General features: G+C 44.7%; 16 protein-coding genes and 1 pseudogene. 5 read left to right on the top strand and 12 right to left on the bottom strand.

Going from position 1 to position 24,334, the window contains the following annotated elements; genetic code table 11:
- Window positions 1-48 precede the first annotated feature (48 nt).
- The 3 genes and pseudogenes from QUA13_RS13970 to QUA13_RS13960 all read right to left on the bottom strand — a co-directional run bounded on the left by QUA13_RS13970 (window position 49) and on the right by QUA13_RS13960 (window position 2,798).
- Window positions 49-1,314: pseudogene (locus QUA13_RS13970) on the bottom strand (glycosyltransferase).
- Window positions 1,315-1,435: 121 nt separating this feature from the next.
- Window positions 1,436-1,579, bottom strand: coding sequence for a hypothetical protein (locus QUA13_RS13965; RefSeq protein WP_333199338.1), 144 nt, complete (start codon window positions 1,577-1,579; stop codon window positions 1,436-1,438).
- Window positions 1,580-1,880: 301 nt separating this feature from the next.
- Entirely contained in the window at window positions 1,881-2,798 is a 918-nt protein-coding gene (locus QUA13_RS13960; protein WP_333199335.1) for a YihY/virulence factor BrkB family protein, read from the bottom strand.
- 114 nt (window positions 2,799-2,912) lie between these two features.
- Here QUA13_RS13960 and QUA13_RS13955 point away from each other — a divergent pair, with 114 nt between their 5' ends.
- On the top strand, window positions 2,913-3,998 hold the full coding sequence (locus QUA13_RS13955; RefSeq protein WP_333199332.1) for a hypothetical protein: 1,086 nt from the start codon (window positions 2,913-2,915) through the stop codon (window positions 3,996-3,998).
- A gap of 241 nt (window positions 3,999-4,239) precedes the next feature.
- Window positions 4,240-5,133: a CNNM domain-containing protein gene (locus QUA13_RS13950; protein ID WP_333199330.1), complete on the top strand. Its 894-nt coding sequence runs from the start codon at window positions 4,240-4,242 to the stop codon at window positions 5,131-5,133.
- 147 nt (window positions 5,134-5,280) lie between these two features.
- On the opposite strand, the gene QUA13_RS13945 is transcribed toward QUA13_RS13950, so the two are convergent.
- Genes QUA13_RS13945 through QUA13_RS13935 form a run of 3 tightly spaced genes read right to left on the bottom strand, consistent with a single transcriptional unit; the run spans window position 5,281 to window position 13,879 of the window.
- Entirely contained in the window at window positions 5,281-9,567 is a 4,287-nt protein-coding gene (locus tag QUA13_RS13945; RefSeq protein ID WP_333199328.1) for an O-linked N-acetylglucosamine transferase family protein, read from the bottom strand.
- A 22-nt stretch (window positions 9,568-9,589) separates the two neighbouring features.
- Entirely contained in the window at window positions 9,590-10,918 is a 1,329-nt protein-coding gene (locus tag QUA13_RS13940) for a glycosyltransferase family 1 protein (protein WP_333199327.1), read from the bottom strand.
- Window positions 10,919-10,942: 24 nt separating this feature from the next.
- Window positions 10,943-13,879 carry a glycosyltransferase gene (locus QUA13_RS13935; RefSeq protein ID WP_333199325.1) on the bottom strand — a complete coding sequence of 979 codons (2,937 nt, stop codon included), beginning with the start codon at window positions 13,877-13,879 and terminating at the stop codon, window positions 10,943-10,945.
- 630 nt (window positions 13,880-14,509) lie between these two features.
- Here QUA13_RS13935 and ftsH3 point away from each other — a divergent pair.
- Window positions 14,510-16,348, top strand: coding sequence for an ATP-dependent zinc metalloprotease FtsH3 (ftsH3, locus tag QUA13_RS13930; protein WP_172187434.1), 1,839 nt, complete (start codon window positions 14,510-14,512; stop codon window positions 16,346-16,348).
- A 355-nt stretch (window positions 16,349-16,703) separates the two neighbouring features.
- Here ftsH3 and QUA13_RS13925 read toward each other — a convergent pair whose 3' ends face one another.
- Window positions 16,704-17,552: a DUF1206 domain-containing protein gene (locus QUA13_RS13925; protein ID WP_333199322.1), complete on the bottom strand. Its 849-nt coding sequence runs from the start codon at window positions 17,550-17,552 to the stop codon at window positions 16,704-16,706.
- 701 nt (window positions 17,553-18,253) lie between these two features.
- On the opposite strand from QUA13_RS13925, the gene QUA13_RS13920 reads away from it, so the two are divergent.
- A complete protein-coding gene (locus QUA13_RS13920) occupies window positions 18,254-18,892 on the top strand; it encodes a bifunctional 4-hydroxy-2-oxoglutarate aldolase/2-dehydro-3-deoxy-phosphogluconate aldolase (RefSeq protein ID WP_333199316.1) in 639 nt (212 codons plus the stop codon).
- Window positions 18,893-18,992: 100 nt separating this feature from the next.
- Entirely contained in the window at window positions 18,993-19,514 is a 522-nt protein-coding gene (locus tag QUA13_RS13915; RefSeq protein ID WP_333199311.1) for a L,D-transpeptidase, read from the top strand.
- A gap of 188 nt (window positions 19,515-19,702) precedes the next feature.
- Here QUA13_RS13915 and QUA13_RS13910 read toward each other — a convergent pair whose 3' ends face one another.
- The 5 genes from QUA13_RS13910 to QUA13_RS13890 all read right to left on the bottom strand — a co-directional run bounded on the left by QUA13_RS13910 (window position 19,703) and on the right by QUA13_RS13890 (window position 24,043).
- Window positions 19,703-20,020 (bottom strand): DUF1963 domain-containing protein, encoded by a 318-nt coding sequence (locus QUA13_RS13910; RefSeq protein WP_333199310.1) that lies wholly within the window; start codon window positions 20,018-20,020, stop codon window positions 19,703-19,705.
- Between the two features lie 159 nt (window positions 20,021-20,179).
- Window positions 20,180-20,857 (bottom strand): SnoaL-like polyketide cyclase, encoded by a 678-nt coding sequence (locus QUA13_RS13905; RefSeq protein WP_333199308.1) that lies wholly within the window; start codon window positions 20,855-20,857, stop codon window positions 20,180-20,182.
- 405 nt (window positions 20,858-21,262) lie between these two features.
- On the bottom strand, window positions 21,263-21,436 hold the full coding sequence (locus tag QUA13_RS13900) for a hypothetical protein (protein ID WP_333199306.1): 174 nt from the start codon (window positions 21,434-21,436) through the stop codon (window positions 21,263-21,265).
- Window positions 21,437-21,548: 112 nt separating this feature from the next.
- Window positions 21,549-22,376 (bottom strand): YwqG family protein, encoded by an 828-nt coding sequence (locus QUA13_RS13895; RefSeq protein WP_333199304.1) that lies wholly within the window; start codon window positions 22,374-22,376, stop codon window positions 21,549-21,551.
- Window positions 22,377-22,453: 77 nt separating this feature from the next.
- Window positions 22,454-24,043 carry an Hsp70 family protein gene (locus QUA13_RS13890; RefSeq protein WP_333199302.1) on the bottom strand — a complete coding sequence of 530 codons (1,590 nt, stop codon included), beginning with the start codon at window positions 24,041-24,043 and terminating at the stop codon, window positions 22,454-22,456.
- Between the last annotated feature and the right edge of the window lie 291 nt (window positions 24,044-24,334).

Genomic DNA, 24,334 nt, shown 5'->3' with positions numbered 1-24,334 from the left:
GAAACAGGGATCGAGGGAAACTGGCTTCAACTATACTAAGTGATACTACTAAGCGCTCACGGGGTCAAGCTCAAGGGCCGATTGTTCGAGCAGTTGAGTGTAAAGTTGACTCAGTTGGGAGGCGATACCGTCCCAACTGAAATAGGTTTCGACGCGCTGGCGCCCTGTGTGTCCGAGTTGCTGGCGCCATACTGAGTCAACTAACAAGCGATCGATCGCATCGGCAAAGGCTGCTTCATTTTTCGGCGGCCCAAGCAAACCTGTTTCTTGCGGCACTACAGTATATTTCAGCCCTCCCACGTCGGAGGCGATTACGGGCGTGCCGCAGGCCATCGCTTCCAGGGCGACTAAACCCAAGGGTTCGTAGTGGCTGGGAACGACGCACACATCGGCGGCGGCGTAGTAGGCGGGGAGAATGTCTCGGCTCAAGGCGCCGGGAAAACTGGTAATGTCGCTCAGGCCGAGTTCTTCAACTATGCTGCCGATACGATCGCGCTCTTTGCCGTCGCTTTCCCCCGCACGCCACCTGCCGCCAATTATGAGTTTTAAATCGGCTTTGGGCACGGCCGACAGACTGACGGCGCGGACTAAGGTTTCGATGCCCGATCGGGGGTCGAAACTGCCGACGTACAACACGACTTTGGTTTCGGGGGCTATTCCCAACTCGCGGCGGGCGGTCGATCGGGCGATCGAGCCGAACCTTTCAATGTCGGTACCGCAGGGAATGATGTCAATATTGCCTTTTGAGCAAACCAGAGACCTCATGTGTTCTTTTTCTTGGGGACTGGTAGCCACCACGCGATCGGCTGTTTCCAGAAGTGTTTTTTCTACTTGCAGCCTGGTTTTGGCAATCCTGGGAATTGTCGAAACCGACTTGTATTTAACTGCTGCCAAAGAATGGTAAGTGTGAACTTGCAGCAGGGGTTGCGATTTTTTCAACTCCATTCCCACCCAAGAAGACAGCCAGTAATTTGTGTGAACTAAGGGATATTCAAAGCCTGACTCTAACTGAAACTTCTGAAATTCTTGAACAAAGATTGGTAAATATTCATAAATTTCGTCGCGAGGAATAAATTATTGCGGCCCTGCTACTAGCCGAATTGTCCGGCAATTGGGACTGTGCTGTACAATGCTTGCTTGTTGCCGATCGGATGAGCGGGTGAACATATCAACTTGCCACCCCTGTTTAGCCAGAGCTTCCCCTACTTGACGCACGTAAACATTTTGCCCGCCCGCTTCTTCTTTGCCAATTTCCACAGAGGGATCGCCGTGTACGGAGATGAGAGCGATGCGTTTTTTAGTAAATGAAATCATGATTGTTTACCAAAAATTACAAATATTTCAGGAGAAGATTGAAAGTGTAATTTTGGCTGCGGTGCCGGGACTCGCATCTTCTAGCTCATTTTTATTAAAGTCAAAATTCGGGAGCGATCAATCATCCTTCAGGGATAAGTTGTAGGGGAAAATTGAAAGACGAGTTCCTTCTGCTGGCAGAGACGTGCAGCAGCTCAAACTCTAGATAATCTAAATATAAATGAACGAGGGTGAAGGGAATTTCCTGTATTCTGGTCGCTGTCAAACTCGCACCTCCTAGCCATATCTAACTCGAGCCTGCTTTCATTTTGCTGCTAGAGATGCGAGGTCAGCAAAAGGTAGAATTTTACCCCTCTGAATCAATGAGTAGGGCTTTCGAGAAAGCAGAAGTCGGTCGTCCCGAAGACTGAATGTTAGAGGGCAAGCGAAAAAAAAAGCAAAATTATTGCATTCAAAATTTTGCTTTTCTTCCGCCTTGCACCTTCTGCCTTTTTCCCTCTTCCTTTTTGCTTTTTCTGTCAAACCCGGAGTGCGAGTTTAACCTCAAATTTCCCGTTTGTCTAATGTTAAGAGTTCTTCCGATGTTTGCGCGCGGAGGATTCCCCGTTTTCGCTGTTTAGGATATTCTTTCGCGAACCTTGCATTAGAGATCCGTATCGGTTAGCCCAAACTTGGGTAAACTCGGCACCTAAGAAGAGAATTTGAGCGGAATAATTAATCCAAAGCAGGATAATCACGAACGATCCTGCAGCACCGTAGGTAGAGGCAATACCGCTACCTCCGAGGTAAACTCCTATTAGAGATTTGCCGATCGTAAACAGCACTGAGGTGATGGCGGCGCCGATCCAAACATCATTCCAGGCAAGATTAACATCGGGCAAAAGTTTGTAAATTAAGGCAAAAAGCAGTGTAACTACGCCAAAGGAGATAGCAAAGTCCACAATCTGCCAAATGTTGATTGGTAATTGCAGCAAGCCGTTCAACCAATAGCTGACTGCGGCTAAGATGGCACTAATTACTAAAGAGACTAGCAGTAGAAATCCTATGCCTAAAATCATTGCAAAAGACAATACGCGGTCTTGGAGGAATCCCCAGATGCCGCGTCCGGGAGGCGGTGAAACATTCCAAATAGTATTGAGGGCTTCTTTAAGATTAGTAAACACGTTGGAAGCACCCCACAAAAGTGTAGCGATGCCGACTAGAGTAGCAATCATTCCCGACTTTGGTTCGGAGGCTTTGAGGATTAGTTCTTGGACGGTTTGGGCGCCTTCTTTGCCGATTAAACTTTGGAGTTGGGCGACGATTTGACCTTGGGCTGCGTCTGCACCAAAGACTAAACCGGCGATCGCAATTACGATAATTAGCAGCGGGGCGAGAGAGAAGACTGTGTAATAGGCTAGGGCCGCGGCTAGGGTTGGCGCTTTATCTTCTTGCCATTCACTAAAAGTTTGTTTGAGCAGCGATATGACTGTTTTTAAGTTCACGGCATTTGGTTTCCTTATACTTGTTGTCCACCAAGGGATTATAATAGGTTAAGAGTTTTTTAGCGTCGGCCACAAGATAGATTTATCGATTAGCAAACTGGGAAAATTACTTTTATGTCAGATTCCAACACAACTGTTAACAGCACCGATGTAAAGTTGTCCAAAAAAGCAATTTCTTGGGCAAAACTGAGCGCATTAGTAGCGGTGGTCAATTTTTTTCTGGTAATTTTCCATTTCAGTTACCTGCAGTTGCGCCCTGTTTATCAGAGCTATTTTCCGGGTTTAGTTAAAATTTATGACCCGATTAAAGGCATTGATTCGAGTTTGGCAAATCCCGAATATTTGAAAAGCGCTGACCAGTTTTGGCGAATTGATGCGTTGTTTATCGGTTTTTTTGGGGCGGAATTTTTGATTAAAAGTCTGTTCCACACCCGCCGCAAGCCGGGGGTAACTTGGTTTGATTTTGTGCTGAGGCGCTGGTACGAGGTGTTTCTGGTGCTCCCGATTTGGCAGGGGTGGCGGATTCTGCCGGTATTGGTGCGGCTGCACAAGTCGGGTTTGGTGAATCTCGATCGCGTAGTTACTCAAATTACCTACGAACCGGTGGCTTATTTAGCCAATACGATGTCGGAATACATGATGGTGCGGTTTATCAATCAAGCTAAAAGTTCGATAAAACAGGGCGACGCGGCGCAGATGTTGCTGGCGCAGCAGCCGTACCTTCACGTCAATCAGGAAAATACGATCGAACAAATTACAAAACGGATTTTGGATCTGACAATTTACAAAGTTTTGCCGCAGGTGCAACCGGATTTGGAAGAATTGCTGCACCACAATTTGGAAACAACAATCAAACAGTCGGATTTCTATCAAATCCTGCAAACTTTCTCCCCGATTAATATTTTGCCTACTGAGATGACGGAACAGCTAGCGAATTATTTGGCTCAAACTGCTGTGGATGTGGTATCTACTACTTATGAAGACGATAAAGGTCGAAAAATTCTCGATAATTTCAGCCAAGAATTTAATCAAAGTTTGCGGCGGGAATTGCAAGATGAAAAAACTCTCGGTGAATTGCAATCGCTGCTGTCGGATTTGTTAGAAGAAGTGAAGTTGAATTACATTCAAGGCGGGTTGAAGTCCGATCCGGTGCAGACTTTTACGGAAATTAATTCGCTCCGGGAAGTAAGGGAGAGTTGATATAGCAATGAGTTCCGGCTTTGTGAATTGGATGGTTTTGAACGAACCGCGAAGACGCTTTCATGCGCGAAGGAGGATAAGAGAAGAGAAAGAGTTCACAAGTTCTACGGGTAAGGTGCGCATTGCGCACCTACGAATACCGGTAGTGGGGATATCCGCAATGTCTGGCGCTCAATCTATCTCCATCGCCAGCTAAAATTAAATAATTAACTGAAAACATCTATCGTATTAGATATCTATCTTGAACAACATTACATCGCTAGAAATAGAAGTAATCGAAACAGTGCTGAGATTAGCAATGTTGCTGGGATTAACACTTGCGATCGCGTTTTTTGTGGCGTCAGAACTGGCATTAGTATCAGCCGATCGCCATCAAATCCGCCAACTTGCCCAGTTGGACGATCGCCCAACTGCCAAAACCGCCGAACTCGTCCACCAAGCTCAAAACAACATACCGCATTATTTGTCTGTGACTCAAACTGGCACAACAGCAGGGAGTTTGCTGTTGGGTTGGTTGGGTGAGGGAGCAACTGTACACTGGATCGAACCGTGGATCGACAAATTGCCGATCGGTTATTTGCCGGCCGTGCTGACTGCTCATTCGATCGCAGTTCCCGCAGCTTTTATCTTAGTAACTTACGTAGAAATAGTCTTAGGAGAACTAATCCCCAAAGTATTAGCAACCCACGCCCCAGAACGCACCGCTTTGCTGCTGATGCCGGCCCTCGAACTCTGCTCAAAATTACTGTGGCCGCTGCTAGCAATTCTCAACGGTACCGTGCGGCTGCTGACTGGTTGGATTACCAGTAAAGAGTCTCAACCGCTGGTGTCACCTTCCGAGGCAATTATCCTTCAAAAAGATGCTCATTCAGCACTAATTTCTGGCCTATGGGAAGTGACGGCAGTTAACGAAAAACTCGGGTTAAATCTGCCGACAAACCAAGCTTACCAAACAATCGCCGGATTCGTGATTCACACTTTGGGTAAAATGCCAAATCAAGGCGATCGGCTATTATGGGGCGAGTTAGAAATAGAAGCAGAAAATGTAGTAGAAGGCAGTTTAGAAACAGTGCTAGTGCGTCAGGTAACTCGCCCTTTGTTTGAGACTCAGCAGCCAGAACTCGTGTTGAATTAAATTACTACGGGTACGGAAAATAATTTCTCAAATCTTTCTCTTCCCTTCTATTCTCTTCCTTCGTGTCATCAGCGTCTTCGCGGTTTGTTTCCATCCTGAGATTTGAGATTAGCAACTAATCCCAAATCTCAAAACCTGCGCCTTTCATCACCCAACAGCCACCTTAACCGCACCCCCAACCAACTGCTCGTAATCCGCCAACAACCACGGAGGCAAACAAGTATTCGCATCCTGAACCCGCAACTGTCCAGGGCGACAATACAGCATTGCCGCCAACAAATTATTCACAGATTTAGGCGTTCCAAACCCTTTACCCAACTCAGCAACCAACGAGTTGAAAAACTCGCGATCGCTCTCATTCAGTGGCTCATTAATAAACCCGCTGCCCAGCATTGCTTTGTAACCATTGCCAAAATCGCTCCGGTACAAAAGTTCCAGTTGTTCGCCGGAAAGGCTCAGCCACAAATCGGCAATTTGCTTGCGAATATGCCGCAAATCTGCTATTACCAATTCAGCCGTCGGGTCGATTTCATAAAGATTGACGGCAGCAGTTAATTGATTGAGAAACTGCGGCAGATAATCTTGTTTGACAACTGTTTGTTCGATTGTCGCAAATGCGCTTTCAAACACCTTTTCGTAATCTTCAAGCAACCACTGGGGCAAGCGGGTGCGAGCATCGGGAACCCGCATTTTTCCCGGAACAAAATACAGCATCGCCCCCAGCAGAGCATTGATAGCTTGAGGCTGCACCAACCCTTTGCTAATTTCGGTCAATTGCTGCAAAAATTTTTGTTCGGCTTCAGTCATTGATTCTGCTTGCAAGCCGCAGCTAAGTAGTGCTTGATATCCCTTGCGAACGTCTCCTCGGTAAAAACTTTCAAGTTTTTCTGAAGGAACAGTTAGCCAAAAATCAGCCAGTTGCTTTCGGATTTGGCGGAGTTCCAAAACTACCGATTCGTCAGACGAATCTATGCGGTAAAGATTGACGCATCCTAACAGTTGGTTCGCAAATTGTGGCGATTGAATGTATTGAGCTAGCAAATCAGAAGTTGACTCAGAGTTGACGGCAGCTTCCGTCTCAAAAACTTGTTCGTAATCCGCAATTAACCAGTGCGGCAAACGGTTGCGAGCGTCGGGAATTCGCATGGTTCCCGGTGGAAAATACAGCATCGCACCCAGTAGAGCATTGATAGCTTTGGGATGCACTAATCCTTTGCTAATCTGGGTTAATTCCTGCAAAAATATTTGTTCGCTTTCCATCATCGGTTGATGTTGGAAGCCACTCTTGAGCAGGATTTGATAGCTGTTACCTGAAGCGCTTTTGTAGGCGGTTTCAAGGTTTTCGGCGGGAATGTTCAGCCAAAAATCAGCGATTTGTTTGCGGATTTGACGCAGTTCGGATATTGCTGAGATGTTTGATGAGTTTCTTTGGTAAAGCTTGACGGCATTCGATAGAATCTCGCCCAAATCTGCCTGCTTGGGAATGCTATCCTGTAAGCTGCGGGATGCTTCCTGGTGGCTGGTTTGCCATTTGCCAAAGAGTTCTTGGAATAATTTGCCGATCGCCCCAGAGTATGCAACACTGTCAAAACAGCGCGGATTGCCTTGCATTTTTTGCTGAATTTCCTGCCGTTTTTGCTGCCGCAATTGCGGGTTAGTGCCGAGGGTAACGGCTAGCTGAATGTAAGATGCTTCGTCATACGCAATTAAATCAGACATTTGCAGTTCCCGCAGCATCGCCGAACCTTGGCGGAACCGCAAAGCATTTCCTTCCACAACCACCGCCGGCAATCCTACTTGCAAAGGATCGATTAACGATGTTGCCCCAGCGTAAGGATAGGAATCGAGATAAACATCTGCTAGCTGCAAAAATTCTTTGACATCCGCGCGGCTTGGCAGTTGTTTTACGAACCGCAAGCGGTTGTTATTTACGCCGTATTTAGCGCATACAGCGTTCAGATTGTTAACAAAAGGGGTCGCCGGATAAGTGCGAGTCCAAGCCGGTCCGAAGGGATATAAAATCAAGATTGAATCGGGTACAGCAGCTAGAATCTCGATCCAAGTTTCTCTCAATTCCGGCAGAATTTTGTAGAAGTTGGCGCCGGAGATAAAAACGGTTGTATTGTCTGAAATTCCCAGACTTTGGCGCGTAGGTTTGACTGTAGCTACTTCCGATTCTGTTGCGTATTTGAAACAAAAACCGCTGCTTTCGAGAACAGCCAACTGTTCGCGATATTGTTCTTGATAACTAGCATCCGGCGCGGTAAATTGACCGGCAATGTAGTAATCCATGTGCCGGATTCCGGTGGTTGTCGGGGAACAGAAAGATGTAGTTTGTACCCTCGCCAAACGGTGCATTGCTAGTGAAGTCAGCGGTTTGTTAATAGCTGTTAAATTCGTACCGAAAAACAGGATATCTAAGTCGTCGGCGCGGATTGTTTGGACTTGCGATGCAAAGTCTTTCGGGAGTGCAACCAGTTTGTCGGCACGACTTTGACAGTATTGTTCTAATTGGTGGCCGCTGGTGTTGAGCGCGTACAGGTATATCTCGAACTCGTTGCGGTTTAAATGCTCGAAAACCGGGATGGTAGCGAAGGTTTCGGTTTGCGGCGCGAAATGGTCGTTGATGATGCCGAGGCGGATTTTTGTCCGATTTGGCGATCGCGCCGGGAAGATACAATCAATTGAACAGCCGCGATTTTTGAGTGCAAACTCAATAATTTCCGCCCGTTTGGTGTAAATATCGCGCAGGTTTGCCGTGGTAAAATACAGCGGGATAAAGTTCGCAACTTGCGAGAAAAATAAAGCTATATTTTGCCAAAGCTGGGAATCGGGATTTTTGAATATATTGCTGTGGACGTAATCCACCCAGCCTTGGATGAATTGATAGTAACTGTCTGCTTCTCCTCTGGTTTGGAATAGGTTGGGACAAGTAAACATGAATTTGAGATATTCGTTGGCGAACCAATTAGGCAGTGTAGCGCGATCGTACTTGACCGGCAATTGGTGGGCGCGACGGTACAGCATGGCTGCGAGCAGGTAATTGATAGCTTTTGGCTCGTTAAATCCTTTCGCCACATTGGCGGCTAATTCGCTGACAAAACTCTCTTCTGTATCGGTTAGCGCTTCATCTCTAATCTCGCTTGCCAGCAGCGCTTGGTGGTGTTTACCTGGATCGCCTGCAAAGGCACTTGCAACTTGTTCGACTGGTAAATTAAGCCAGATAGCAGCAATTTGTTTTCTAGCTTGGCGGGCATTTGCTAGTGCGGATAAATCGGTCGAATTTTTCTGGTATTGCTCGATAATGCTTGACAATAAGATTGGGGCTTCCGGCGATTTTGCCGGGATTTGCTGTCCGCTGCCGCAGGCTTGCATCAACGCTGAACTAACTGTTTTTGCCATTTTTGACCAAGAAAATTTGCGGGATTGTCCAAGTCCGGCAGCAATTAACGACCTACGAATATCCGGTTTTTGCACGTCAAGCAGGGCATTTCCCAGTGCATTAACATCATTTTCACCTACATAAAATGCTGCTTCGCCTGCTACTTCTGGAATCGAGCTGTTGGGAGAAGTGACGACGGGACAACCGCAAGTCATTGCTTCCAATATTGGCAGCCCGAAACCTTCATACTTGGACGGAAATATGAGGGCGATCGCATCCGAGTAAGCCGCTCTTAATTCATCGTCGCCCAAATACAGCAGGTGGACGTTTAAACCAGCACTGTACGGTTGTAATGTAGGTTCTAGCGAAGGTTGACCGCTAGTACAAACAACATCAAATCCCGACTTGCTGCTGAGTCTCGATAAAGCTTGAAAAAAAGTAATTGTATTTTTATAACCGTTGAACCCCAATCTTTCTCCAACTATTAAAAAGTAGGGCTTTTCAATCCGGTATGCAGTTTTAAATGCTTCTATTTCTGGTATACTAGAAGGATAAAAATGTTTTTGAATTCCGCAGTGAGCGACAGTAATTGATGCGGGAGATATTTCGGGGAAAAACTTTACTAAGTCGCGGGCCGTGTTTTGGGAAATGGCGATGTAGGAAGATGCTTGGCGGATAGCATGATGTTTTTCTCGCCACATGGGATTATTCAGGTCGCCTCCCGTAACTTCGGGTATCATGTCGTAGGCGACAAATGCCGATCGCGTCGAAATCGGTGTTGTATAGTAGGTAGAAACAAATAAATCTGCATTTTCTCGATCGCAGATTTGCTGCAACATTTGTCTGTCAGCATCGGTTTTGTTGTAATCGTAAACCGGAATCGAGCGATATTGAATGCCGGCAACCTTCGGTGTTGTGCCGGCGCGATCCAGCATTACTATATTCTGAGCAAAACCGTCTTTTACCCATTCTTCCATCAAAGACTGCCAAACGCGAGCAATCCCGCTTTTTTGCTGGCTTTGAAAAAATATGCCGTCAATAACTATTTTCATGATTGGTGGATTTCCTGTAAAATTACGATAAAGCAGTTCGATAAGCAGCGATAGTTTCTTGAGTGCACCTTTGCCAGCTAAAAAGTTTAGCTTGTGCCAAGGATTTTAAAGACATACTTTCTCGCAGCAATGATTTGTTGTAGATGTCCAGCATACTATGACAAAGCGCGTCGGTATCTTTTGGATCTACCATAATTCCCGCTTCCCCAACTACTTCGGGAAGCGAAGATGTATTTGAGGTAATCACCGGTACTCCACACTGCATCGCTTCCAGAGGCGGCAAACCAAAACCTTCATAAAACGACGGATAGACAAATGCTAAAGCACTGCTGTAAAGCGCTGCCAAATCAGATTCGGGGACGTATCCTGTAAAAATTATCCGCTCTTTTAGAAAGTTTTGTTTAGAAACTTCTTCCATAATTTTATCGTATTTCCATCCCGGAGTACCCACTAACACCAGATACAAATCTTTAATATTTTGTTCCTCAATTAGTTTAGCAAAACTGCGGATTGCACCGTCGAGATTTTTCCGAGGTTCCAATGTACCCAAACTCAAAATATAAGGAGCATCTGGAATGCCGTATTTGCTCCGAGTCGAAGCAAGTTTTTCCGCATCGTGGCAGGGGTAAAACACAGTCGGTTCCGCAGCCAGATGCGTGACGAAAACTCTCGACTCGTCCATGTTTAGATAATTGCAAAGGTCGTTTTTTGTTGAATGCGATATGCAAATCACCCAGTCTTTCTGAGAAATGCTTGCTAAAGTTTTTTTGTAAAGTAAAGGGATTTGTTCGCTCAGCAGAAACTGGGGATATAAAACCGGGATTAAGTCATAAATTGTGAGAAATGCTTGCGGTTTCTTTCCTCTCTTAACAGATGCAGGTATTTCATCGTAGGGAGAGTGAAAAATATCGACTTCATCTAAACTGCGAGAGTCAAGAGTATTAGAGTAAGCCCCAATCATTTTACTCGTGTTTTCTAGATGATTTTTCACTTCCTCCAAAAATAACTTATCCTCCCCTGGATTGCTAGCCGCATTATTTTTTATTTGACACCCAACCAGATTGTAAGTATCGAGTAGCTTTTTGTAAAAAATCCTGGGAAAAGTTGAGTGCAGCAGGGGAACTTTTGCTAACTTAGGATTAGATTCTAGATAATCGAGGCTAGCATCAAGCAACTGAAAATACTGATTTACGCTAAACAGTAAATCGCATTCTTTCGAGCTGGTTAATCCTTCAGCAATACTTTCAACTACTCTAAAAATTCCCGTGCGAGCGCGCAAATGCAAATGTCCTTGTCCCAGGACTGAAATATCGTAGATAACTTTTATTGGCTCTAGGCTTGATGGTAGCATATATGGTTCTGATCGATTAATATTTTAGCTAGATAAAGCAATTTTGTAGGCAGCAATTGTCTCCTGAATACACCTGTCCCAACTAAATTTTTGAGCTTGTTTCAGCGAATTTAATGACATCTCATTTCGCAAAGATGGACTGTTATAAATTTTGAGCATATTGTGGCAAAGTCCGTCAGCATCTTGAGGATGGATCGTAATTCCTGCATCACCAACTACTTCGGGAAGAGATGAGGTATTTGAAGTAATGACTGGAACGCCACACTGCATTGCTTCTAAAGGTGGAAGACCAAAACCTTCATAGAGCGATGGATAAACAAATGCTAGCGCACCGCTGTACAGTGCCGCTAAATCTTCATCAGCTACATAACCAGTCATAATCACCCGGTCTTTTGATAAACTGCTCTGGGATATTTCTGCAAATATCTGTTCGTAATCCCAGCCGAGAGCACCCACTAATACGAGATACAAATCTTTAATACCTTGCTGTTGGACTAATTTTGCAAAACAACGGATGGCGTGTTGGATGTTTTTTCGAGGTTCTATCGTACTTACACCCAAGATGTATTGTGCATCAGGTATGGAGTATTTATTTCGGATTGCTGCAATTTTGTTAGTGTCATAGCAGGGATAGAATATATCCGGATTAGCTGCTAGGTAGGAAACGGAAACTTTTGCTGGGTCAAGATTTTTGACATGATTGAGTAGGTCGTTTCTAGTAGCTTGAGAGATGCAGATTACGGAATCTTCAGGAGTTAAGCTTTGTAATGTCATTACCATTCTCTGATAATCGCCGTCGTTTTTGCCGACAAATAAATCCGACAAGACAATGGGAATCAAATCGTAAATTGTGGTAACTTTTTTCAGGTTTTTAATTTGCCTTACTTGGTCTGGAATGTGATAAAAGGTAGAGTGAAAAATATCTGTTTTGCTCAAAATATTTGGATCGATAGAGTTATGATTAGCGGTGAGATTCATCGCCTGAACCAGAGGATTTTTTAAACTTTCTATCAAAGACAGAGCCTCTGATTCGCTGCCATTATTTATCAAAACTTTACTCTGATTTTCCAGCATTATGTAAAGTTCAATTAGCTTGGTTCGCAATTGATAAATAAAGCTGGGATGTACAAAGGGTATGTCTTTAAAAATTGGCTGCGATTCCAAGTAATCCAGGGAATTGTGGACGGCTCCTATAGAATGAGTGGCACAAAAAGATAGCTCTAATTCTGTTGAGGTAAGTAGACCTAATGCGATATTCTCGATAACTCTGGCAACACCAGTTCGAGAACGAGTTACGTGATGGCCGTATCCGAGGACAGAAATGTCGTAAAGAATCTTGAGCGGTTTTTCTATTTTTTGGCTGCCAACTGCTGAGAATTTGAAAGTTTCTGATTTTTTATGAAAATCTTTGTGGATAATCAGAAGCAGAGATGTGGCAACATAACCTCCCATTTCTAATTTTAAATGCGGCTCAGTATAAGGTGGCTTTGCTATTTTTAAGTCAGGCTCTTCATTGCCCATGTCATAGTTTACCGGCTCTACCCAATGTCCTTGCTTCTCTAATTCTTCAATTAGTCGATCGATATCTTGACGCCTGTAAAATACTAAATGGGGTAAATCTAGCGTACCTGTATTCGACGTACAATTATATTCTGTTGTGTGAAGCGCAATTCCGCCACTCTTCAAACAAGCCAAAGATTTTTGCACAAATTGCAGCCCTTTTTCGATCGAACCTATGTGTTCAAAAGCACAAGACGACCAAATAAAGTCAAACTGTCCAAGCTTCAAATCTTCAGGAATGTAGTTCATATCTACTTCCCGAAATTCAACTAATCTGTCAAATTGTTCTGGCGGACAAATGCCTTTGACATTGAGAGCTTGTTTCCCTTTACAAAGTTGGTCTGTCTCGCCCCATTGTTTGGCGCTAAGGGAATCAATACTTTGATCGGTTGCTGTGATTTCGCAGCCCAAAGCAGCAAACAAAGACGGTAACGGTTCATTTCCAACAGCAAATCCTAAACCTTTTTTGCCCTTACCCAGAAAGTTTCTTTCTTGCAAAGCTTGGACAATTGCTACAAATTCCCACTGTTTGCGGCGAGGAGTAAAAGGCTCCCTCATTTGGGAAATCCAGTGTTGATAATAATCTGTTTGGAAATCTTTGTATACACAGAGCCTGCTGGTCATCAAAAGTTTTTCGGTTTTTGGGGGAAGGCTTTGTAGAGTAAAATTAGAGATGTTTGAAGGAACTTTGGTGATTTCTAGAACAGCAATCGCATTGGCAAAACCAAAAGGCGAATCATATTCTACGTTGCTAAGTTCTAGGGGATCCGCTTGTACCCAAACAGAACAGTGCGTAGGTCGGTAGTAGGCTTGGACTAACTTTAAAAAACTTGGATTTATCGCTGTTTGCGGAATATTGTATTTTTTAAATAAGAGGTTCAAGTAATCAAGATCGAACTGAATAAACCATCCCCTTTCTAAAAGTTTGCCAAAGGGTACTGTAATCAATGCTTCGCCGCCATCTGCCAGCAAATCGTAGATTTTAGCGATCGCCTTTAAAGGCCCTTCTCGATCGCACTTTTCTAGTTTTTCACCGTAAGTTTCATTTGGTTCAGCTCCTTGTCCTATATGTTCTACTGTAGAGATGGAAATTATAGCACTATATTTCTCAGATGGTGCAAGATCCATTAAATCTACATTGTCTACTCCATCAGCTATTTCGTATTTGTCTATAATTCTTCTAGCTTGAATTTCGGCCAGATCTCGCTCGATAAGTTGTTCATAATGTTTCAGCACGTTGCCCACTTCCAGCAGTCTGCTTTTATCCTTTAATCTGGCCAGAAAATTGCAGGCTATGGGGATTTCTACTGCTCTCTCAGAACTCGGAAAATTATTGTGTTTGAGTCGATTGTACTGTAGGCGCTGACCGTTGAAAATAAAAGTATCTTGCAAGTCTGACATTGACAATTTCCAGTAAAAAAATAAAGGTATATTAATAGAAAAATGCGTCCGGCGATTGAGTTTATTTCACCCAATAAATACTTTGACCGACTAGACGCTTGTACCGATTGGCTTGTTCCCTATGGGGAAAGGTGCTAAGCTCAATCTATCGCTACAGAGCAGAAACTTGTCATCGATCTTGTTTCAATTTTTTTTTCGGGCGATCGCTCCTATAAAGATTCACTCTTCTAAGATAAGTGGCATCATCCGGCAAAGCAGTGACGCTCAGCTCGCACTCGCACAACATTTTCAGCATCCTTGACAAACTAACTTTTTAGGTGTAACCAACTAAGATTTTAGAGGTCGATCGAACAGTTCGATCGCATCGATCGCAGATTAAATCTAGCCTACAAGCGCACTATTGGGAAGCAACGGTGCGATCGTCCGTGACTGTTTGGGAATTCTCCAAATGCCCTTAGCCTTAAGCCGAAGCCCAGCCCAGCCCTCTGCCCTCTCTCCTATATAACTAAACTCCTTCTTCTTTCACAAGATTCTTGCCGGCCCCAAACAAGTTACAATTACGTTAAGATTGATGAACATAAATAAAAAATCCCAAATCGCAGGGACTAAAAATTAGGAGGATCGACCTCGGTGAATAAACGCTGGAGAAACGCTGGCCTGTACGCACTGCTGGCTATTGTAGTCATTGCCTTAGCAACGGCATTTTTTGACAAACAGCCCCCAAGTAGGGAAGTTTGGAAGTACAGTCAATTCATTCAGGAAGTCGAAGGCAAGAGAGTAGACAAAATAAATATCAGTTCTGACCGCAGCAAAGCTCTGGTTACAGCTCAGGACGGCAACAAGGTAATCGTTAACCTGCCGAACGACCCCGAACTGATCAACATCCTGACCAAAAACAACGTAGACATTTCCGTTCTGCCCCAAAGCGACGAAGGCTTTTGGGTAAAAGCCCTCAGCAGCCTGTTCTTCCCGATCCTGCTCTTGGTGGGACTGTTTTTCCTGGTGCGGCGCGCCCAAAACGGGCCCGGCAACCAAGCCATGAACTTCGGCAAATCCAAAGCTAGAGTCCAAATGGAGCCACAAACTCAGGTGACTTTCGGCGACGTGGCCGGCATCGAACAAGCCAAGCTAGAGCTCGCAGAAGTCGTGGACTTCCTGAAAAATGCAGACCGCTTCACCGCAGTCGGAGCAAAAATCCCCAAAGGCGTGCTGCTGGTCGGCCCTCCCGGAACAGGCAAAACCTTGCTCGCAAAAGCAGTTGCTGGAGAAGCAGGCGTTCCCTTCTTCTCGATTTCCGGTTCAGAATTTGTGGAAATGTTCGTGGGTGTCGGTGCTTCCCGCGTCCGCGACTTGTTTGAACAAGCTAAAACGAACGCTCCTTGTATCGTATTTATCGATGAAATTGACGCCGTAGGCCGCCAGCGGGGAGCTGGTTTGGGCGGTGGTAACGACGAACGGGAACAAACCCTGAACCAGTTGCTGACAGAAATGGACGGCTTTGAGGGCAATACTGGCATCATTCTGATTGCTGCCACAAACCGCCCCGACGTGCTAGATGCCGCGCTGCTGCGTCCGGGTCGCTTCGATCGCCAAGTTGTAGTCGATCGCCCCGACTTCTCAGGCCGCCTAGAAATTCTCAACGTTCACGCCCGCGGCAAAACTTTGTCGAAAGATGTGGACTTGGAGAAAATTGCCCGCCGGACTCCCGGTTTCACCGGTGCCGATTTGGCGAACTTGCTGAACGAAGCAGCAATTTTGGCAGCCCGCCGCAACTTGACCGAAGTTTCGATGGATGAAGTCAACGACGCGATCGACCGCGTGCTCGCCGGCCCAGAAAAGAAAGACCGCGTGATGAGCGAAAAGCGCAAAACTTTGGTAGCTTACCACGAAGCCGGTCACGCTTTAGTCGGTGCCTTGATGCCCGACTACGACCCCGTGCAGAAAATTAGCATTATCCCCCGCGGCCGCGCTGGCGGTTTGACTTGGTTCACACCGAGCGAAGATCGGATGGATTCTGGCTTGTATTCTCGCTCTTACTTGCAAAATCAAATGGCGGTAGCTTTGGGCGGCCGCATTGCTGAAGAGATTGTCTTCGGCGAAGAAGAAGTGACAACCGGTGCCTCGAACGACTTGCAGCAAGTAGCAAGAGTAGCGCGGCAAATGGTAACTCGCTTCGGAATGAGCGATCGGCTAGGCCCTGTAGCTCTGGGCCGCCAACAAGGCAATATGTTCATGGGTCGCGATATCATGGCCGAACGCGATTTCTCCGAAGAAACCGCAGCGACGATCGATGATGAAGTGCGTTTGTTGGTAGAGCAAGCTTACCGCCGCGCTAAAGATGTACTCGTCGGCAACCGCCACGTCCTTAATGCTTTGGCAGATATGCTAGTTGAAAAGGAAACTGTGGATTCGGACGAATTGCAAAATTTGTTGGCTAATAGCGATGTGAAAATGGCAACTATTGCCTAATTGATTTTGGATTTTGGATTTTGGATTTTGGATTGAATCTAAAGTTTAAAATCGGTAATTGGGGTGATTCTGGGATTGTCTGGAATCGCCCCGATTTTTATTTGGGATTGGGGGCTGGTGATAAGTAGAAGGAAGAAGGAAGAATACCGCTCCAGTAAGCTTTTCGGGGATTTGGATGTTACGTTTAATTAAGTGCACTTACTTATCATATCAGATCGTGTCCGATTGATTAGCATAATAAAAAACGGTTGGTAGTGCGGAGTTTAGTCCGGCGCTCGGAACGGACTAAACTCCGCACTACCAACCATTCTTAGTGGGGATTTAATATAGTTTAACTGGAAAATTCACCAGTTTTTCAACGCACAATCTGCCGGTAACGAGCTTCGATCGCGGAGTATATGCCATAAGCAATCAAACCTAAAGCGACAATTCCCAACAGCCAAGAACCAAAAGGTTGTTGTGCCAAGATTGCTAGCGCTTCACCAAATCCTTTAGCTTGACTGGCATCCGATAGTTTGGCAGCTTGAATTAAGAAAATACCGATAATCACGAAAACAATACTGCGGGCAGCAATACCACATCGACCCAACCGCACCGCCCAAGTTTGCTCTGCCTGACTCATTTGACTGAGTTTTAAATGGCGGCGGAACTTAGCTTTATAAGATTGGTAGAGATTATAAAAACCGACACCAATAACAATTACTCCTGCCAATCCTACCAACCACCGTCCAAAAGGTTGTGCTAAAAATTGGGCCGTCCAATCTTCAGTTGCATTGCCACTTTTACCACCAGAACCGATAATTAATTTGACAGCCGTCAGCGCCAAACCTGAATAAGCTAACGCACTAAAACCATAGCCAACGCGCTGGGCAATTCGCTTGGCATCCATTTTTTCACCAGCGTGTTCCGGGTCGAGAATCGTTTGAGCAATTTGCAAAAGAACGTACCCAATAATGCCAATTGTCACAAGAAACAGCAGGAATTTTCCGAAGGGTTGGGTGACAATTGTGCTTAAGGCACCGCTGCTATCTGTGGTTCTACCGCCAGTGCCAAAAGCTGCTTGGGCGGCTAGAAAACCGATAATAAAGTAAACCAAGCCTTTGGCGGCATATCCCAGCCTTGCCAGTCGCTCGAACCTAGAGTCAGAGGTGGCGCGTCGGACTGATTGTTTAATGTTATCAGTTGGTGAGTTGCGATCGGTCATATTTTTCTACAATAATTTAGAGTGAGTTGGGTATTGTAAGTGCATCATACTAAATCCGTTGCGATCGCGTAGCGTGCCTGAGGCATATCGCTCACCTATTTGTGGTTATAGGACAAGCAAGATCGGGTTTTTTTGGGCGGATGTTGGTATAAATAGTTCTCCTATTATTAATTTCTGAAGTTCAGCAATTTGTGGCATCCCTCCAGGTAGGTAAATTAGTCAGAGCGATCGCAGTCGAATAGTATCTCTAGAGGATTACGGCAGGATGCGACTTGCTCGAATTTTTGTTAGTTATGATATGGCTTTCTGTTAAGCGCGATCGGTCTTGCTAAGACCACCGCCGCTACTGTCACGGCAATAAGCTCGATACACTAAGGTTGGTGGATTTTTGTACCTCCTAGCTAAAGGAATATTTGCAACTCGATTTCTCGATCTCTGCGAAATTTTCCGATGACCGAAAGTAATTAGATCCGGGACCCCGGATTCATCCGTGGGGTCGATTCTAAAATCTAAAATCTAAAATCTAAAATCGATTGACAGGGAGCAAGTTCTTTATTTAACCGATCGGCAGCTACTACAAAAGAGCCGCACCCTACCATCTAAAAGCGGATTTGGTAATCTGTACTAAAATTATATGTAAATTAGAATAATACGAGTTCCCTATTTTGGCTTCCCATCTCAAATCTAAAATTTCAAATGGTATGAATCATCAATCTTGGTTGAAACAGCTAAAAAAACATCGAGCGATCGCCGTTATCCGTTCCTCCGAAAAGGAACTTGCTTGGCAGATGGCATCAGCGGTAGCAGCAGGAGGAATCCAGTTTATTGAAATTACTTGGAACACCCACAAAGCCGCTGAATTAATTGCCCAACTCCGCTCTGAATTCCCTACTTTTAGTATTGGCACCGGCACTTTATTAAACTTAGAACAGTTGCAGCAAGCAATAGACTGCGGTGCTCAGTTTCTGTTTACTCCCCACACCGATTTAACTATGATTAAAACAGCAGTTGACGCCGGAGTGCCGATCGTCCCCGGTGCTTTTTCTCCTACGGAAATTGTGACCGCGTGGCAAGCAGGCGCTACCTGCGTTAAAGTGTTTCCGATATCGGCTTTGGGAGGCGCCGCCTACCTGAAAAGCCTGCAAGGCCCCTTGGGACACATTCCTTTAATTCCCACTGGCGGGGTGACGCTGGAAAATGCCAAAGTATTTATTGACGCCGGGGCGATCGCCGTTGGTTTAGCCGGAGACTTATTTCCTAAACACTTAGTGGAAAATGGAGATTGGCGGGCGATCGTCCAAATTGCCCGAACTCTCGCCCAAAACTTAACAACTTGTTAAGCCCTCTTTCCAATCTCGAATCTAAAATCTAAGATCTAAAATAGTACAACTCAATCTAAAATCTAAAATCTAAAATCTAAAATCGTACGAGGTGTGAGGAATGAACAGCATTATCAACTCAATTTACTTCCGCCGCGCTGGAACTTTCTGTGCCGGCTGCGCCCTCACTTTTGCTGCATTCTGCGGCGGTTCAATTCCTGCAATTGCCGGCGAACAGCACAACATAATTGCCAATAAAATTATGCAGTTGCAGCAATCCAGCGAACGCTGGATTGAAATAGATTTGTCAAGACAAAGGTTAATAGCTTGGGAAGGAAATACAGCAGTTTACGCGGTGGTTATTTCCAGCGGCAAATCATCGACTCCTACCCGCACGGGAACCTTTGCGGTTGAAACCAAATACCGCGTTACTAGAATGACTGGGCCGGACTACGACGTGCCGGACGTTCCCTATACAATGTATTACGACGGAGGCATGGCAATTCACGGCGCTTACTGGCACAATTTGTTTGGCAATCCCGTTACTCACGGCTGCACGAATGTAGCTGTCAATCACGCTAAATGGCTATTTGAATGGGCCTCGGTGGGAACACCCGTTGTAGTGCACAAATCTCAGGTTTAGGGCATGGGCATGGGGAATTGGGCGTGGAGAATTGGGCATAGTCGAACGCTATTCAATCTGTTAGAACCCCGACTTATTAAAGAAGTTGGGGTTCTGGGTATTATGTTTTTTTACGTGAGCTTACTTAGCTGCTGCTTTCAAGCACAAGCCCACTTGTACCAAACATCAGTAAAGTCTAAGTTGATAAGTTATGATGGAGAAATAAAAAAGTTACATATGCCGTCGTCTCTCCACAGAATATGTACGGCATCCTCAACAGAGGAATCCATTTGAAATAAAAGAATATTTTGCTCTGTGTCACTATCAGGGTTATTACCCCATCTTGCGTCGCCTTGTATAAAATCGGGATAACCGCCTATTTTATGACCGAAGGGACTCGATATCTCTAAAGATTGTTTCATGATGCGATCGTTATTGCTCAATAATTCATACAAATCTTCTCCTAAACCTTGACTAAATTGGTAGTCATCAGTACCAATCGGTGCATATTTTTTAGTAAATTGCAAGCTGTAATATCAAATCCGCTTACATCGGAATCATACAGTAGCGAAAGCGATAGTCTCGCTCGCGTTCGCTACTTATAGCGAGCGAGACGCTTGCACCGCAACTCGAACAATTATGTATGATTCCGATGTAAGCGGAAACGATATGACCTCTTCCTTTGATTAATGACTCACGGGACATCCTCCTGTCGTTAAGTTTGTCCCTCCTCTCGTTAAGTTTGTTAAGAAATTATTGGTGTCAAAGAAATGTTCTACAGACTCAATCTTTAAATCCTCTGTGACTTTAGCAATGCTAAGACCAATAACTTCAATAGTTTCTCCTGTCCCTTGATGATCTTTGTAAGCTCCACTAAAAACACCCCAGTGTCTCCACTTAAACACAACGCTAGGAGGCCCTGCAACGACTTCGACTAATTCCCAGTGAAAGCCATCGGGAAAAGCTGTGTGAAAGAGGTTGTAGGAGGATTTAAAGGTTTCATCAGAGGCGCGGTAGTAGTCTGAGTTTTCTAGAAAGAGATTATAGGTTCCCTGATCTACAACTTCTTGGGCTGTGTATTCTTTTCCTCCATTAGTGCTCATACGGAATTTATCCGTAACTACAGAGATCCATTGTTGGGGATTGGTTTTGAAGGATGCTTCCATTTCAAATGTTCTCACCAGGTTATAGGCGATCGCATTCAAAGACCCTTCGGCATGATTGTGTTTCCTTTCCTTTGCCATGAAAGCATTAGTGCGAGAATAGTCTGGACGATTCCCGTCCCGCCATTCTACTCCATCATCCTGTTTCAGAACTTCTTCTCTATCTTGCACCCAGAGGGGTAAACCGGGAGCTGTACTCATACGTGTTAATCTCCTAGGATTGGGGTTAATGAAAATCTTGATACTACAATGAAAGACTGACGGTTCTGATGCGAGAGTATTTTAAATAAAACTCTATGCCTAAAGTGGTAGCCGTGTCAATCCCCTACGCAGCCATAAACCTAACTATCTGCATAGGTTGTCGTCTCCAATAGACATCTCCAAAAACTAACTAATTCCTAGGAAGAGCCTGGGAAAAGATGTTCAGAGGAAGAGCCTGGCTTTCTGAGCCGGAAAATTGGAGGCTCTTCCTCCGGATCTGCGTTCCCAGGAAGAGCCTGGAAGTAAACCAGTAATTTCTTAGTCCCCCTCTGCTCGGACGAAAGTTTGACTCTATGCAGCGATTTCAAGAGCCGAATTATCAACCAAATTATCTAAAGTCTATCCTTAACTTAGCTGCACCACTGGTTTATCCTCTAACAAAGTTTCATTTGTCAGCAAATCTTCAACAGTTATGCGTAAAAAGCGCTGTTCGTCAACGCGGAACAAAACTTTTATGCGATCGCTCCCGGGATACCCTGGCGGCGTCAATTCGGTGGGAACACCCGTCGTGGTGCACAAATCTCAAATTTAGGTCCTTGGGCATGGGGCATTAGAACCCCGACTTATTAAAGAAGTTGGGGTTCTGGGTATTCTATTTTTTCAAGTGAGTTTACTTCACTCACTGCTGTTTTTAACTACAATCCCAATTGTATAAAACCTTACTAAAATCTAATTGTCTGAGTGCTGATTCATCAATAAAAAAGTTAGCTACACCAGTGTCTCCCCACATAATCTTTACTGTATCATTTCTATCGGTATCCATTTGGAATAGAAGAATATCTTCCTTGTGTTTCCGATCGCACTTACTACTATATTCTCTTATGTCGGTTTGTGTAAAATCAGGATAACCACCTATTTTATGACCAAAAGGAGACGATATTTCTAGGTACTTATCCCTAATTTCATCCTCTAGAAATAACTCATCAATTTCTTCTCCTAACTGTTCGGTAAATTTGTAGTTACTGGTACTAATCGGCGCATATTTTTTAGTAAATTGCAAGCTGCAACAGCCATCTATAGGAAAAGCTTCCGGTTTAGGCAAAAAATCATAATTGGTAATCATGTTTTCAACTGTGAAGTCGGGCTGAGGAAAATAGATTATTTTGAATCTGTCTGCGAGTGCGGGATTATCTACATTGGCGGAATTGCCCAACTTTAAACCATATAGGTCATCGTCGGCTATATAAAACTGCAAAATCCCCTGATCGGGAAAACTATCTAAAGGCGGTACTTCAGAAAAGTTGATTTGTGCTAGCAAAAATAAATATTTACCTTCAGCAGTTTTTGGATACTCAAAGCCTTTAGGTAAATAGGGGCATCCCCCAAATTTACTCTGCCACCAATTAAGCCTATCGTTATTCTGGATTTTAATTTCAATGTAAGGTTTAATCGTAGCTTCGATTCGGTCGCGATACTTTTCTAATTCGGGAGAGAGTGGAAATTCTAGTTTGTAGTTCATCTACGTTTAACAATCAATTTGTTTTGCATCCAATCAGTAGGGTGCGCCGAAGCGCACGTTACCTGTAAAGCCTATTCCTAACTTAGCTGCACCACTGGTTTATCCTCTAACAAAGTTTCATTTGTCAGCAAATCTTCCACAGTAATGCGTAAAAAGCGCTGTTCGTCAACGCGGAACAAAACTTTTATGCGATCGCTCCCGGGATACCCTGGCGGCGTCAATTGAGCGATGCTGCGTGCTCCGTCTTTGTCATTTAGCGGCTGTACCGATCTTTGACCCGCGAGTTGGCGAGTAATTAGCCTGTCGCCATCAAAATATATCTCCGTGCCGCCAGTTTCCGCTCCCAATTCGCCGACAATTAATTCTATACTTCGTTGATTTTCTAAAGAAGCTCCCAAGACTAATTCTACCGGTTCGCTCATCGGATAAGACTGGCCGGATTTAATTAAACTGTGCCAACTGTGGCAATTTTCGCGGCGGTTCCAGTAGCGAATGCCGTAACTGTGATAGAGAAAATCTTTGATTTCTATGCCTTGACTCAGTTGCAGAGCACCTTGGGCGATCGCCTCAAAGGGTTTGTCGCAGCGAATTTTTGCAGGCTCGAAATATTGCTGCACCCAACGCTGCACAGCGGGAATTTGTACAGTACCGCCAACGAGCAAAACTGCATCGATGTCGCCAACTTCTAAGCCTTGGCGCCGCGCTTGCTGCAATACTTGATTCATGCACTCGTCGAGGTTGTCAAAAAACTGATGTTCGGCGAGGATAGATTCAAAGCGAGATCGATCTAATTCTAATTCGTAACTCTCAAAATTTTCGTCATCAAAATAAACCTCAACTGCCTGATTCACCAAAGACAACTGAATCTTTAACCGTTCTGCTAATCTGGTTGTTATCGGAGATTTTGCCAGCCCTTTTGTTTTGAAAAAATAGTCAACCAACCAATTATCAATATCAGAACCGCCTAAATTTTGTCCGGCTTTAGCCAAAACCCGGGCAACTTTTGCCTTTTGCGCTGAAGATTCAGCTAATAACTTTTCGCCCCACTTGAGAATAAAACCGAGAGGCTTTTTGTCGGAGGAAGCGTCCAAACGCACTACAGAAAGATCGAGAGTTCCGCCGCCGAAATCAATGACTAACAGAATTTCGCGATCGGCTAAACCATAACCCAAAGCAGCCGCCGTAGGTTCGTCCAATATCCGCACCTGTTCTACTTGCAGAGATTCAGACACTTTGCCCAACCAATGGCGGTAAGCTTCAAAACTATCTACTGGCACAGTAAAAATCAAAGAATCTACGGGCAAGGGCAGTTCGCGAATTGAGTTCACAATTTGGCCCAAATACCACTCACCTACTCGTTCAAAAGTAATAAGTTGCCCGTCAAGTTCCGGCACAAAACCCTGAACAGAAGTGCCAATTCCCCGCTTAAAATTGCGGAAAAACCGAGAATCTCCACTCAAATCAAGGCCTCTGTCGCGGACTTGCTGACCGAGTATTACTTTATTTGCCGCAGCGTCCTCAACGTAGAGTAAACTGGGAATTAGGGGCGGGTTTTGAGCCGAGATTGCCGACAATCCCGGTAATTTCAAAGTTTCGGGCTGCTGGAGGGCTTGATTCCAGCGAGCGACGACGGTGTTGCTAGTTCCAAAATCAATTGCGATCGTCATTCAGCCAAAATACACAGCTACTAAGGATTAGATTATATTATGGTATTTGGAGCCGCAAATACCAACATAATATCAAATTGTGCTTGAATAAAGACTTTGTTGCAACCAAAACTGCTTTAGCAGCGGAGTCTTCCATTTTGTGCAACTGCATATTTTTCGTTGCAACAAATAAGCGCCACTTTTATAAGCGGCACAAAACTCATAGCATTTTAGATTTTAGATTAAAGACTTGGGAATGACTTACTGGATAATGGTTGGGATCGCGGGCCTACAGTTGCATTGTTTTTGGAA

The organism is Microcoleus sp. S28C3 (assembly GCF_036700785.1).
Taxonomy (GTDB): domain Bacteria; phylum Cyanobacteriota; class Cyanobacteriia; order Cyanobacteriales; family Microcoleaceae; genus Microcoleus; species Microcoleus asticus.
Note: the sequence above shows the minus strand (reverse complement) of the source record. Positions and strands in the feature narration are given on the sequence as shown.